This is a genomic window from Faecalicatena contorta (assembly GCF_021531995.1).
Taxonomy (GTDB): domain Bacteria; phylum Bacillota; class Clostridia; order Lachnospirales; family Lachnospiraceae; genus Dorea_A; species Dorea_A contorta_A.
This window is the reverse complement of the sequence record NZ_JAFBIZ010000022.1, coordinates 19,334-33,799: the sequence shown is the minus strand read 5'-3', so window position 1 is coordinate 33,799 and position 14,466 is coordinate 19,334. Positions and strand designations below refer to the sequence as shown.

Here is a 14,466-nt window from a genome sequence, read left to right as displayed (position 1 = left end):
ATGTAAATTGTATATTAATACTAAATGTTACTAAACATGTCCTTTTTTGACAGTGATAAAAGTGAAAAATGACAGAACAAAAATATTGATCCAAGATAAAATCACATTGTAAACAAAAAAGGAAGAAGAGTCGAGGAGGAAAGGAAACGCTTATGAAAACGCAATGTCATAATCCGTATCTCCCACTGTATGAACATATTCCGGATGGGGAACCACACATCTTTGGTGACAGGCTTTATATATTCGGAAGTCATGACATGGAGAATGGAAATGAGTTTTGTGAACTGGATTATGTGTCCTGGTCAGCACCAATTGACGATCTGTCGGACTGGCGGTACGAAGGTGTGATCTATCAGAAGGATCAGGATCCATATAACAAAGATAAGCTTCCGCTTTATGCACCGGACGTGGTACAGGGACGTGACGGAAGATTTTACTTATATTACTGCATCAAGTTTCAGGATTCCATTCAGGTTGCCGTATGCGATACGCCGGCAGGAAAATATGAATTCTATGGACAGGTACATTATAAAGACGGAAGTGTGATGGCAGACAATCAGCCGTATGATCCTTCGGTGATCTGCACGGAAGAAGGGAATTATCTTTATTTTGGATTCGCACCGTGTATGATCAATATTCCGAGATATATGAATCAGGATCTTCGCGGAGGAAGTGTACTTCAGCTGGAGGATGATATGATTACCGTCCGAAAAGGACCGGAGGTAATCATTCCGAGTCTGAAATACGGAAGAGGAACTTCCTTTGAGGGAAATGAATATTTTGAAGGACCATCGATTCGAAAAATTTACGGAAAATATTACCTTATCTATTCTTCGGTTCATACACATCAGCTCTGTTATGCGATCAGTGAAAAACCGATGGAAGGATTTACATTTGGTGGAGTCATCGTAAGTAATGGAGATGTGGGATACAACGGAAGAAAAGAAGAAGAGAAGCTCATGTCTGTGGGTAATAATCATGGAGGCCTGGTTCAGGTACAGGGACAGTGGTATATCTTTTATCATCGCCACACTTATCTGAATCAGTATAATCGTCAGAGCTGTGCAGAAAAAGTGTATTTTGATGAGAATGGACATATTCCACAGGTGACAATCACGACCAGCGGAATGAATCCGAAGCTACTTTCCGGAGATGCATCTTATCCGGCGGTATACTGTTGCAATCTGACAAATGGTCATATGGGAGCGCTGTCATCTCTGGGAAGAACGAATCAGGAAATTGATTTCCCGTATATCACATGTGAAGGTCAGGAACGATACATTAAAAATCTGAAAGACGGGAATCTGATCGGGTATAAATACATCAATTTAACAGAGACCGGAAGCATTGAAATTGTCTATCGGACAAATGCTGATGGAGTGTTGGAGATTTATACAGAACAAAACGGTGAAAAAAAGGCGGAAATCTTGTTGACGAAAGCAGAAGCATGGGAAAATGCAGAGACAGTAGTCTCGTTTTCAGAAGAGCAGGAATTGTATCTGGTATATAAAGGGAAGGGAACACTTTCACTTTTGACATTAAATTTAAAAGGAATGAATGCTAAGGAGGAGAACAATGAAAAACAGTAAACCAACATGGAAAGAAATACTTGCATTTGCTGTAGGAGACGGCGGATGTAACCTGGTATGGACAACGATCGGTTCTTATCTGACATTATATTACACAGACAGTGTAGGGATTGCAGCAGCAACGATCGGAACGATGATGCTGCTTACAAGATTACTGGATGGAATCTCAGACCTGATCATGGGAAGTATTATTGACCGTACCCATACCCGCTGGGGAAAAGCAAGACCCTGGATCTTATGGACTGCACTTCCAATGGGAATCGGTCTGGTATTGATGTTTAGCGTTCCGATAGGACTGAGCGGTGGAGGAAAGCTGGCGTATGCGACCATTACATATGTTCTGATGGCGGTAGGTATCTATACTGCATGTAATCTTGCATACAATACACTGCTTTCACTGGAAGCACCGGACCCAAAGGATCGTGTAACTATGAGCTCAATCCGGTTTTTTATAACCATGTCTGTAGTACTTTTTATTAACTACAACTGCAATAATCTGGTTGGAAAGTTTGGATGGACCGGAATGGCAGTGATCTTTGGCCTGATCGCTACTGCACTGCTTCTGATTACATTCCTTGGAACAAAGGAACGTACCAATATTGAAAAAAATACTGCTAAAAAACAAGATGTGAAAGAGAAAAAGAGCGTTGGAGAATCTTTCCGTTTACTTTTCCAGAATAAGTATTTCTGGCTTCTGACAATTGTATTTGTTGTGAACTATACAATCCTTGGCGTGAATAACGGACTCCGTATTTATTATGCAAGAGATGTACTGGGCAATGCCGGCCTGATGGGAACATTAACACTCTGTTTCATTCTTCCGAAACTGATTGGTAATCTGATCTATCCATATATCAATAAGCTGCTTGGAAAGTGGAAGAGTATGATGATCGGCTATTGTATTGAACTTGCAGGTGTACTGATTATGGCATTTACAGATCCATCCTTCAAGACGGCTGTTATCGGACTTGTATGTCTGGGAATCGGCGGGATTCCGCACAACGCAGGACTATTTGCCATGGTTGCGGATGTTGTAGACTATGGTGAGTGGAAGACAGGTGTGCGTCTGGATGGACTGACCAACTCTGTTACCTCTTTTGGAATGAAAGTCGGTGCAGGTCTTGGATCTGCCATCGTAGGATGGGGTCTTGCATGGGCTGCTTATGACGGAACACTTGCTGCACAGTCTGCAGTTACGATTTCTGGAATTCAGACAGTATTTACGATCGTTCCGGCTGGACTGATTGTACTGGGACTGGTAACTCTGTTTTTCTGCAACCTGGATAAGATCTATCCACAGATTGCAAAAGGACTGGAAGAAAAGAGAACAAAAAGTAACTAGGGAATGAATGACAGAAGACTTCCGGTGTCAGACAGTGGCATCGGAAGCTTTTTGCATGTTCCGGGCTTATCAGGTATAATAGGAAAAATGAAAAACTGGAACAGAAGAAGTGTGGGAGGAATGGCATGTCATATTCAATCTATGAATCAATCACGAATAATCAGACATTTCCGGTGAACATATTTGTTGCACCGATTCAGAGCAGTACATTTCACTGGCATAATGAGTATGAACTGGTTGGGATTCTGAAAGGAAGTATCCAGATGCGTGTGCAATCGGAGGTGATCCGATTAAAAAAAGGAGATATCTATCTGGTGAATCCCAATGTTATTCATGCCATAAAGGAAGTCGAAGATGAAGATAATCTCTGTATGTTTGTGCAGATGAGTCAGGAGTTATTCAGTTTAGATGAGGATGAGCATAAGGAAGTACGGTTTTATCTGGACAGTACGGATGAGGAAGAGCCGGAATGTGGATTTGCATATTTTTATCATAAGATGGCAGAACTGGTGTATGAATCTATGTGTGAGGACAGGCATCAGCCATTCCGGATACGGGCACAGGTATGTACATTGATCGCAAATCTGTTTGAACAGGTAGTGTATGACGTACGATATAAAGATGTGATGGCACACAGCAGCCAGGAACTTACCGTGAAAGCAATCACTTTTCTGGAAGCACATATGTCAGAAGAAAAGGTAGTGGAAAGTGCCTGCAGAGAGATGGGACTGAGTCGAAAATCTCTGGATCGCAATCTGAAGTTGACGCTGGGAATGTCGGGAAAAGAACTGATTGAGAGTCTACGCGTGGAGCGGGCAAAAAATCTTCTGAAAAATACAGATAAAAATATGAATTTTATCCTAGATGTCTGCGGTTTTGGATCGGAGAAGACATTTTATCGTGTATTTCGTGAAGAAACGGGTCTGACACCGAATACATTCCGGCAGAAAGGACAGGTGGAAGAATATGATGAAGCACTGAAAGGCTACCTTGATTACGAGGCTTCAGAGGTGAAACGAATACTGAGAGAGATTCTGGAAGGATAGAGAGATGGCAGACTGGAGATTATATCGTATCTCGTATACAGAGAAAGCAAAAGAGATATTAGATATGCTTTCATTGGAAGAAAAGGTATCATTGATGAGTGGTTCGGAGACTCGTGCAGAAGTTCGGGGTGCGATTCAGAAAAAGCTGAAAGTGCACTATAACGAAAAGCCATATCGTGCAGGTGGCATACAGGAAAAAGGAATTCCGCCGATGTGCTTTGCAGATGGAACCAGAGGAGTTGTATGCGGACGTGGGACAGCAACCTGTTTTCCGGTGGCTTCCATGCGGGGCGCCACCTTCCTCCCGGAGCTGGAGGAAGAGATTGGACGTGCAATGGCAGAAGAAGTACTGGATGCAGGGGGCAATTTCTTTGGTGGAGTCTGCGTGAATCTTCCGTATCATCCGGGCTGGGGAAGAGCACAGGAAGTCTACGGAGAAGACTCGTTTTTGCTGGGAGAGATGGGAAGTGCTATGGTACGGGGTGTTCAGAGTACAGGTGTTATTGCCTGTGTTAAGCATTTTGCATTTAATTCCATGGAGAATTCCAGATTCAAGGTATCGATCGTCTGTGATAAAAGAACGGAGCGAGAAGTATTTCTTTCGCATTTTAAGAAATGTGTAGATGCCGGCGCCGGATCTGTGATGAGCGCCTATAACAGTTATCAGAATGAAGCATGCGGACAGAATGCATATCTGCTGAATCAGGTACTGAAAAAAGAATGGGATTTCGATGGATATGTGATCAGTGATTTTGTGTGGGGCGTGAAAGATACGGCAGCATCTGCACAGGCGGGGATGGATATGGAGATGCCGATCACACATTACTACGGAAAGAAACTGATTCAGGCAGTAAAGAATGGAGAAGTAAAAAAAGAAGTGATAGATCAGGCAGCATTTCGTATTATCCGTACCCTGCTGGCACATCAGGCGGTTATCGACAGCAAGAAGAAGGATGGTCAGACCGGATGTGATTACCAGAAGCACCGGGAACTGGCGCTTCGGTGTGCGAGAGAGGGAATCACACTTTTAAAAAATGAGGATCAGATTCTGCCGATAGACTGCAGCATAGAAAAAAAGAAGATTGTTGTGCTTGGTGCACTTGCGGATCAGGAGAACATCGGGGATCATGGGTCCAGTCAGGTATATGCGCCGTATGTGATTACTCTTTTAAAGGGAATTGTTGCATATGGAGTGGATGCGGAAGTAATTTTCTATGCAGGTGAGCGTGCGGCGCATTGCAGGAGACTTGCAAAAGAAGCAGACGTTGTTGTCATTGTTGCCGGAAATGACTATCTGGATGAAGGAGAATGTGTGGCCAATGATCAGTCAGATATCTCCGTGAAAAATGATGGAGGAGACAGAATTGCGGGTCTGGGACTTGGAGAGCAGGATCAGAAAATAATCCGGGCGGTTGCAGATATCCGAAAAGATGCAGTTGTAGTACTGGTTGGCGGGAGCGTGATCCTGGCAGATGAATGGAAAGATGACGTGGGTGCAATTCTGATGGCATATTATCCGGGTATGGAAGGCGGAACGGCTCTGGCGGAAGTACTGTTCGGAAAAGTGAATCCGGGAGGAAAACTTCCGTTTGTTGTTCCGAAGAGAGAGCAGGCTCTGCCCACGATTGATTGGGATGCAGAATGCTTTCGATATGATTATTATCATGGATATACCTTGCTGAATAAAAGGGGTATCGCTCCGCTTTATCCGTTTGGATTTGGATTGTCCTATACGACATTTCGGATTGAAAAATTGCGGTCATGGAGAGACCGGGAGAATCTGTATGTGTCTGTAAGTGTAGAAAATACCGGAAATCGTGAAGGAACAGAAGTCGTACAGATGTATGTGGGTGCAAAAGCATCGGTAGTGGAGCGTCCGGAATATACATTGAAGGCATTTCGGAAAATATTCTTGCAGGCAGGAGAGAAAAAAGAGGTGATTTTGACCTGCACGATCAGCGAAATGGCATATTATCATGAAGAGAAAAATGCATTTGTGACAGAATACGAAATTCCTTATGAAGTGTATGTGGGAACCAGCAGTCTTCGTACTGACCTGCAGAAAAGTATCATAGAAATAAATAATTAAAAGAGGTGCAGCTGCAAAGAAAATTGTAGCTGCATCTCTTTTTGATAACCCGGAATTACTGTAATCCCAAATAAGCATTGTAAATGTCTTCAGAGATATTTGCCTCGATAGAATCATACACGGTCTGTGATTTTTCGCGGATTTCATTTCTTACCTCATCAGAAAGTGTGATAATCTGCGTTCCGTTGTCTTCGATGGCGGCAATTCGGTCGGCAATTCGCTCATCAGACTGCCGGCGTGCGTATTCGGTCGCAATCTGCGCCGCCTGTGTCATGATCTCCTGCTCTTCTTCGGAAAGGTCCTGAAAAAAGGAATCATTGACAATCAGGGAAATGAGATGCGGCAGATGATTGGTCTCGATGATGTAATCCTGCTGTTCGTACAGTTTGTTGGATACGATAACCTCGTAGGGATTCTCCTGGGCATCGATGGTGTGCTGCTGAAGCCCGATATAGACTTCGCTGAAGCTCATCGGTGCAGGATTGGCGTTCAGGCTTTCCCAGAATGCCAGGTGATAGCTGTTTTCCATGGTTCGGATCTTCTGTCCTCTGAAATCATCGACTGTGGTTATTTTTTTATTGGTGCTCATCACACGGAATCCCTGATCAGCCATTCCGAGAAGGTGATAACCTCCATTGGTGTAGACGTCACTGATCAGTCCGTAAAAAGTGGGATCATCGATGGCTTCTCTGCATTCCTCCAGCGTGTCGAATACGCAGGGAAGATCAAATACTGCAAGATCCGGCATGAAAGTTACCTGTGGTGCCGTGTTCTGTACGACAAATGGAATGTCACCGTCTGCACAGGTTTCCAGAAGATCACGGTCGCCTCCGAGTGTAGAGTTTGGATATACCTGAATCTTCATCTGCCCATCGCTGAGTCTGGATACTTCTTCTGCAAATTTCTCTGCAAAGATCTGAGTTACGGTATCTTCCGGGCTTGCAGTAGCAAGCGGCCATGCATAACGCTGTACGTCAGTTTCACCGGAGCGGTTGCATCCGGTGAACAGCAGTGCGGCAGCCATTGCGAGGATGAGTCCGGCGGAGACGATGCGTGCCTGTATCTTTTGAACGTTCATGTTGATTCCTCCTATAACAGTGCCAGCGAAAGAGCCGGGATAAATGTGATCAGCAGCAGTGCAATCAAGAAATATACAATCATCGGCATCGCCTTTTTGGCGATCGTCATAACCGGAACGTCGGTTAAGGAACTGGCGACAAACAGATTGACTCCGATCGGAGGAGTTACAAATCCGATGGCGAGATTGACTACCATGATTACACCAAACTGAACCGGATCCATACCAAGACTTGTTACAATCGGCAGCAGGATCGGCGTCAGGATCAGGATAGCAGGAGTAGTGTCCATTACCATACCTACAATCAGCAGGAACAGGTTGATCACCAGAAGTATCAGAACAGGACTCTGGAAGTGGCCGCTGATGAATTCACTCACGGTCTGTGGAACCTGCATCAGTGTCAGAACTCTAGAAAATGCAGTCGAGGTTGCAAGGATGAAAAGGATTGGTGTAAAAGTTTTGACTGCCTCTCTTAAGATTCCCCAGATGTCTTTTAGGTGAATGCTCTTGTATACGAACAGACTGATTAATAAAGCGTAAAATACAGAGATAACAGCAGCTTCTGTCGGAGATGCCACTCCGCTGTAGATACATCCGAGAATGATCACCGGGCTTAAGATTGCAAAAAAGCTTTCTTTCACTACCCGAAACAGTCCCTTGTCGTGTAGATGCTGCACTTCAGCGTGTATCTTTTCTTTATCTTCTCCGTTGCGTCTGCAGTACCAGATGGCATAGAACATAAGGAGCCCGCCGATCATAAGTCCGGGAATGATGCCTGCCAGAAACAGATCACTTACGGAAGCTCCGGAAGCCATTCCGTACATGATAAATGGAATGCTGGGAGGAATGATGACACCCAGGCCTCCGGCAACTGCAACGGTAGCTGTGGTAAAAGTAAGATCATAGCCGAGTCCGGTCAGGATCGGAATTGTCATACTTCCGACGGCAGCAACGGTAGCCGGAGCAGATCCGGAGATTGCGCCGTAAAACAGACAGGTAACGATGACAGCACAGGGCATTCCGGCCGTCAGATTGCCGAGAAAATAAGAAAATATGTCAAAGAGTTTCCGTGAGATGCCGCCCTTTGCCATGATGATACCGGACAGAACAAACATCGGAACAGCCAGAAGCGGAAAAGAATCCAGACCTCCGAACATTGCACGGATTAAGTATTTTGCGCCGACCGTAAAAGAAGGGTCGCAGATGGACGGAAGAACAGATGTAATTCCCAGCGTAATGGATACGGGAATTGCAATGATCAGTCCGATTACAAAGATGATAAATAATAATGCGGCTGGCATTTACGGGACCTCCTTACCTGAGTCTTTGATGTTGCGGATACGGTTGTCGATGCCTGTATCTGCTGTAGAATCGGTATCTGCATTGGCCTGAATAAATGATTCCGGAGTGTTGCGTTCCGGGTGGGCAGGATCATATACATCCTCTCCTCTGGCAATACGGAACTCGATGATCCAGCGCTGCAGGATGCGAACAGCAACCAGGATAAATGATACAAAAGGCGCCGCCTGTATATAATACATCGGGATGGAGCAGGCAGGGGAAACCTGCCCGCTGGTTACGGCAGACATCATGTAAGAACAGGCATAAGGAATCATATAAAGGAAGAATATGAGTTCAAATGTATGATTGACTACCTTGAAGAGTGCCCTTGTGCGGCGGGGAAACAGTGCAACAAACTGTTCGATTTTAATGGATAGACATTTTTTGCTGCAGTAGCTGACGCTGATGAAACCGCACCATATGAACAGATAACGTGTAAGCTCTTCTGACCATGATAATGACATACCAAGGGCATATCGGGAGAGTACCTGAATGCCCATGATCAGTGTCATACCGATCAGAAGGAGCACGAGAATACATTCTTCCAGATTTTCATCCAGCCAGTGAATTGCTTTTTTCATGTCTGCCTCCTTGTCTGATTCAGTGTTTATAATGCGTTATGAAGTAATTGCAGGACGGTGTTCAGGTCATTGACACCCATCTGTCCCGGAGCGGATGCTTTCTTTGCAGCACCAAATGTCAGAGCGGAACCAAACACTTCTCCACAGAGACGGCTGATGACGCCAGTGCCTGCCATAGACATGGTAATGATCGGTCTGTCTGCATATTCGGATACCATTTCTTCGGTTGCAGCAAGCAGAGTAAGAACATCTTTTTTATTCTGTGGCATTACTGCGATTTTTGGGATATCGGCTCCCAGATCCTGCATTTTTCTAAGGCGATTTACAATATCTTCTTTTGCAGGAGTTTTGAAGAAATCATGGTTGGAAGCAACGACTTTTACACCTGCAGCGTGTGCGCCTTCAATGATTTCTTTTACGATCTCGTCGCCGGTAAATACTTCTACATCTACCAGATCTACATATCCGGACTGAGCGGCTTTGATGTTCAGCTCTGCATAAGCAGCATCTTCGATGGCCTTTTCACCGCCTTCTTTTGAGGTGCGGAAGGTCATGAGGAGGGGGGTATTGCCCAGGGCTTCTCTCAGGTCTTTCAGCACATCAAGCACCTGATCGAAGTCAAATACTCCTTCGAACCAGTCGACACGCCATTCTACAACATCGACAGGGATCTCATGAAATGTCTTTGCTTCTGCAATAATGTCTTCTTTGGTGACACCTACGATCGGTACACAGATCTTTGGGACACCTGCACCAATTTCAATATCTCTAACACGAACTGTATTCATAATATATATTATCCTTTCCTTTATAATGGTAAATTATATAACAGGTTATTCCGCGGATGCAAGTTCAACCATTTTAGCATAACGGAGATTTACGAATACTCCAAGAAGCACGCCGATTGCAGTAAGCACAATATTCATGGTCATAACGCCGGACGGAGTCATTTTGGAAGCAGCTGTTAAAATTGTGTAGTTGCAAAGGGAGGAGGCAATCATAACCAGTGCGGTAACCGTTCCTTTGATCTTTGGAAAGAGCATGTTACATACAGAGGTTGCGATCTGAAGCAGTCCGCCGGCTCCGGCCCATCCGATGATGAATGCACCTGCGATGCAAAGTGTCTGTGATTTTCCCATAAGAACGAGGAGCAAAGCAGCAAGACAGATTGCAGGATAAGCAGCGATAAAACGAACGTCCTTGATCTTACGAGTCAGGAATGCAGTTACGATCAATGCAAGCAGAGTTCCCATGGAGTAGTAGGTCTGCATGATGGAAGGATCTGCCCATCCAACCACTTCTTTCGCAAAGTTCTGTGCACAGTTCAGCCATAACTGGAAAGTACCTGTACATGTGAATCCGATCAGAATCATAGCGATAGATTCAATGGAAAAGTGCGTTTTTTTCAGACTTTCAAGCAACCCTTCTTTTTTCTCTTTTTTTGCATCAGAATCCGGAAGCGGAGCAAAGAGAATCAGAACTGCAAGCACGATGTAGCATACGCCACATCCGATGAAAAGTGGGTTGTAAGAGACCAGACCGGAAGCGGCAGTCGTTACAGTAACACCAAGTACGAACGGAAGCAGCATCTGAGAGATGGCAATAAAGAACTTGATTCCCATCGTAGCAACACCCGGAGCAGCATAGAATACTTCTGCAACACCCGGATAGATACCGGTGTCAAGGAAGGAGTTGGCAATACCTCCAAGAACGGCACAGATATATGCAATCTGGTAACCACCGTTTGCTCCGGCATTAAATGCCATAGCAAGACCAATTAAGTAGATTGCATAAGATGCGCCTCCGATGACACAGGAGATGCGTCGGCCTAATTTGTCAGAAAGCGGACCGGCAAATGGAAGGGCGATCAGTCGTCCAAGACCAAGTGCAGCAGAGATTGCTGTGATTGCCATTGCTTCTACACCCCAGCTTGCAGCAAGAGCATCTTTGATAACAGCCTGTCCAAGGACAGAACATCCAACACCGTGGATAAAATAGTTTAAGTACATGATGAGTGCACTTGGAAGATATTTTTTGTTCATTTTATAGTTCTCCTTTTGTCTTTGTTTGTTTTTGCTTTTCTTAATATTCTGTCACAAACATCAGAAATGCTGCCTTCAATCGTTAAAAAACTAACGATTTGTATGTCTTTATTTTATCAATGTCTGTTCGGAATTTCCAATACTTATCTATGCGAAAATTGATGCATTCAGGCTATTGAAATGTTATAATTTAAAATGTAAAGATTATCGGATACGGAAGGATATTACTAAAAAGGAGGAACGTATGACACTCAATCAGCTTTACTATTTTCAGACGGTTGCAAGATATGAGAATTATCGAAAAGCAGCGGAGGAACTTTATCTGTCTCAGCCGTCCCTGAGCCGATCCATTGCTTCTTTAGAGAGTGAACTTGGAATTTTGCTGTTCGAGAAGAATGGGAGGGGAGTGAACCTCACAAAAGGAGGGAAGCTGTTTTTGGAATATGCAGACCGCATCATCAATGAGTGTGAGATTGCCAGGAGTAAGATGAAGGAGATGGCGAGTGACGGAGGGAAGATTGATATCGGATATGTGTTCCCATTGGCGAGTCATTACATTCCTCATAATGTAAGAAATTTTCTGAATCAGGAAGAAAATAAGAATGTAACCTTTAACTTCTTCCAGAATCACACCAGTGCAATTGCCAAAAAAGTAAAGTCCGGGGAATTGGATGTTGGATTTGGCGGCTATATGGAACGGGAGGAGTTTGAATTCTTTCCTGTCCTATCAGAAGAAATGGTAGTCATCACACCGAAAGGACATGAGTTGGAAGGACAGGAGGCAATTTCAATCCAGGAGATCAGCCATTATCCGATAATCGGATATGACAGGGAGTCATGGCTTGGAAATTATACCAGCCAGCTGTATCGAAGGCTTTCTATTCGCCCGAATATCGTGGTGGAATGTCCGGATGAGCATTCGATCGCGGCACTGGTGAGTGAAGATTTTGGAATCGCACTTGTTCCCGGAATCCGAGAAATTGATGAGAAACGAGTTAATATCCATAAGCTGGATGATATCGAACTGATGCATCGTACGTTTATGTTCTGGATGAAAGACCGATATCAGCTTCCGGCAGTGGAAAGATTCATTACATATATGAAGCAAAAGTCAGATTCACGAATATTCTAGTTATTGCGGAATGATAGCTTCAGAGTATCAAAAAATGATTTAAAATGTATTTTACGTTATTGGTTATCGGGATTATAATGAAATCGTCACAAACAGAAGAGATGCCTTACACGAGAATTTGATAAGGAGAAGGATTCATGAAAACAAATTATCCCAAGATCTTTGAACCTTTAACAGTAAAAAGAATGACGATCCGTAACCGTGTTGCGATGACCCCGATGGGAACGAACTATGGAGAGACAAGCGGTGAGATGAGTAATCGTCATATGAATTATTATTCATTGCGTGCAAAAGGCGGAGTTGGCCTGATCATTCTGGAGAATGCCAACGTAGAGTATCCCGTGGGTTCTAATGGTACGAGCCAGATTCGTATCGACCATGACAGCTTTATGCCTCGCTATTATCAGCTGGTCGAGAACCTTCATAAGAATGGCGCGACTGTTGCGATTCAGATTAACCATGCAGGAGCATCTGCTTCTTCTGCAAGAACCGGAATGGAAACGGTGTCTTCCTCCAATATTCCGACGAAAGTCGGAGGAGAGATCCCGCGTCCGATGACCAAAGAAGAAATTTTTACAACTGTAAAAAAATACGGGGAAGCTGCAAAGAGAGTACAGGCGATCGGTTTTGACGCTGTTGAGATTCATTGTGGACATTCATATCTGATGAGTCAGTTTATCTCTCCGTATTATAATAAGAGAACAGATGAATTTGGAGGCTCTGTGGAGAATCGACTGCGTTTTCCACGGATGGTATTAGAAGAAGTTCGCAGACAGGTTGGACCATGGTTCCCGATCATTGTCCGTATCTCTGCAGAGGAACGTGTTCCGGGTGGAAATACGCTTGAAGATACACTGGAATACCTTCAGTATCTGGATGAGTTTGTAGACATGTATGATGTGTCATGTGGATTGAATCCTTCTCTCCAGTATCAGATTGATTCGAACTATCTGCCGGATGGATGGCGTTCTTATCAGGCGAGAGCAGTAAAAGAAAAGTTCGGCAAGCCGGTGATCAATGCAGGTAACTACCGTGATCCCAAGGTGGTTGAAAAAGTACTGGAAAGCGGTGATGTAGATATGGTTGGCATGGGCCGCGGACTGATCGCAGATCCGGACTGGGTTGTAAAGGTACAAAAAGGCGAAGATGAGATGATACGTAAATGTATCTCCTGTAACGTCGGATGTGCGGGAAACCGTATCGGTGTAAATCGTCCGATTCGCTGTACGGTCAATCCTGCGGTTCCGGAGGGGGATATCTATAAGAAATTAAAAGTAAAGAAAAATTGTAACGTTGTAGTTGTAGGAGCCGGTACTGCCGGCATGGAAGCAGCATGTACCGCAGCCGAAGTCGGATGTAATGTCTTCGTACTGGAAAAGCAGGATCATGTTGGTGGATTGTCCACATTTATCTCTGATCTTCCGAGTAAGACACGTATGAAAGATTTCCCGAGATATCTGGAAAAACGTGCGGAGAAACTGCCGAACCTGTATATGTTCTTAAATACAGAAGCTACCATTGAGAAAATCAGGAATTTCAAGCCGGATATCGTTGTGAATGCGACTGGTTCTGTACCGCTGGTGCCACCGATTCCTGGATTAAGAGAGAATATTGCAGCAGGAAATGTTGCAACCATATTTGATATGATCAACAACCTGAATGCCGGCAAATATCCGGATGACTTCTGCAAAGGAAAGAAAGTTGTTGTTATGGGTGGAGGATCCGTAGGTCTTGATGTGATTGAATATTTTGCACCGCGGGGAGCTGAGTGCTGCATCGTTGATATGCTTCCACAGATCGGTATGATCGCAGATCCGATCACAAAGTGTTCCATGCGTGAAACGCATGACAAATATGGTGTGAAAGAGTATGTGAATACGGCGCTTCAGGAAGTAAAAGAGAATGCATTCGTCGTGAAAACACCAGAAGGAGAGATCAAAGAGCTTACGTTTGATCTTGGATTCAACTGTCTTGGAATGAGAGCTAATAATCCAATTCTTCCGGAACTGGAGGAAGCATTTGCCGATACAGATACTTATGTATACACGATTGGAGATTCCGTTCGTGCCCGCCGTATCATGGAAGGAACCATGGATGGACGCGCGATTCTGAATGTATTGGAATCCAAAGGGGTATTAGACCTGGATGAGATAAAATAACGGGATCAGAAACACGGACAAACAACAGGTAATAACATAGATAATAATAGAATTGATAGAAAAGAAA

General features: G+C 44.3%; 11 protein-coding genes. 6 read left to right on the top strand and 5 right to left on the bottom strand.

Annotation, left to right across the window (positions count from 1 at the left end):
* The first annotated feature begins 152 nt into the window (after window positions 1–152).
* The 4 genes from JQM82_RS04810 to JQM82_RS04795 all read left to right on the top strand — a co-directional run bounded on the left by JQM82_RS04810 (window position 153) and on the right by JQM82_RS04795 (window position 6,066).
* A complete protein-coding gene (locus JQM82_RS04810; RefSeq protein ID WP_235248906.1) occupies window positions 153–1,589 on the top strand; it encodes a family 43 glycosylhydrolase in 1,437 nt (478 codons plus the stop codon).
* The gene (locus JQM82_RS04805) at window positions 1,576–2,931 is read left to right on the top strand and encodes an MFS transporter (protein WP_235248905.1); all 1,356 of its coding nucleotides are present in this window, start codon (window positions 1,576–1,578) and stop codon (window positions 2,929–2,931) included. The genes JQM82_RS04810 and JQM82_RS04805 overlap by 14 nt, the downstream gene beginning before the upstream one ends.
* 125 nt (window positions 2,932–3,056) lie before the next feature.
* Window positions 3,057–3,977, top strand: coding sequence for an AraC family transcriptional regulator (locus tag JQM82_RS04800; RefSeq protein ID WP_235248903.1), 921 nt, complete (start codon window positions 3,057–3,059; stop codon window positions 3,975–3,977).
* A 4-nt stretch (window positions 3,978–3,981) separates the two neighbouring features.
* A complete protein-coding gene (locus JQM82_RS04795) occupies window positions 3,982–6,066 on the top strand; it encodes a beta-glucosidase (RefSeq protein ID WP_235248902.1) in 2,085 nt (694 codons plus the stop codon).
* Window positions 6,067–6,121: 55 nt separating this feature from the next.
* On the opposite strand, the gene JQM82_RS04790 is transcribed toward JQM82_RS04795, so the two are convergent.
* From JQM82_RS04790 to JQM82_RS04770, 5 genes are read right to left on the bottom strand one after another with little or no spacing between them, the layout of a single operon-like run.
* A complete protein-coding gene (locus JQM82_RS04790) occupies window positions 6,122–7,144 on the bottom strand; it encodes a TRAP transporter substrate-binding protein (protein WP_235248901.1) in 1,023 nt (340 codons plus the stop codon).
* Between the two features lie 11 nt (window positions 7,145–7,155).
* The gene (locus JQM82_RS04785; protein WP_235248900.1) at window positions 7,156–8,445 is read right to left on the bottom strand and encodes a TRAP transporter large permease; all 1,290 of its coding nucleotides are present in this window, start codon (window positions 8,443–8,445) and stop codon (window positions 7,156–7,158) included.
* The gene (locus JQM82_RS04780; protein ID WP_235248899.1) at window positions 8,446–9,066 is read right to left on the bottom strand and encodes a TRAP transporter small permease; all 621 of its coding nucleotides are present in this window, start codon (window positions 9,064–9,066) and stop codon (window positions 8,446–8,448) included. It abuts the gene before it with no gap.
* Between the two features lie 26 nt (window positions 9,067–9,092).
* Window positions 9,093–9,854 (bottom strand): type I 3-dehydroquinate dehydratase, encoded by a 762-nt coding sequence (gene aroD, locus JQM82_RS04775; RefSeq protein WP_235248898.1) that lies wholly within the window; start codon window positions 9,852–9,854, stop codon window positions 9,093–9,095.
* Between the two features lie 45 nt (window positions 9,855–9,899).
* Window positions 9,900–11,108, bottom strand: coding sequence for an MFS transporter (locus tag JQM82_RS04770; RefSeq protein WP_235248896.1), 1,209 nt, complete (start codon window positions 11,106–11,108; stop codon window positions 9,900–9,902).
* A gap of 244 nt (window positions 11,109–11,352) precedes the next feature.
* Between JQM82_RS04770 and JQM82_RS04765 the strand changes: the two genes are divergently transcribed.
* Together JQM82_RS04765 and JQM82_RS04760 are read left to right on the top strand one after the other, a co-directional pair.
* Window positions 11,353–12,240: a LysR family transcriptional regulator gene (locus tag JQM82_RS04765; protein WP_235248895.1), complete on the top strand. Its 888-nt coding sequence runs from the start codon at window positions 11,353–11,355 to the stop codon at window positions 12,238–12,240.
* A 137-nt stretch (window positions 12,241–12,377) separates the two neighbouring features.
* A complete protein-coding gene (locus JQM82_RS04760; RefSeq protein ID WP_235248894.1) occupies window positions 12,378–14,399 on the top strand; it encodes an FAD-dependent oxidoreductase in 2,022 nt (673 codons plus the stop codon).
* The last annotated feature ends 67 nt before the right edge of the window (window positions 14,400–14,466 follow it).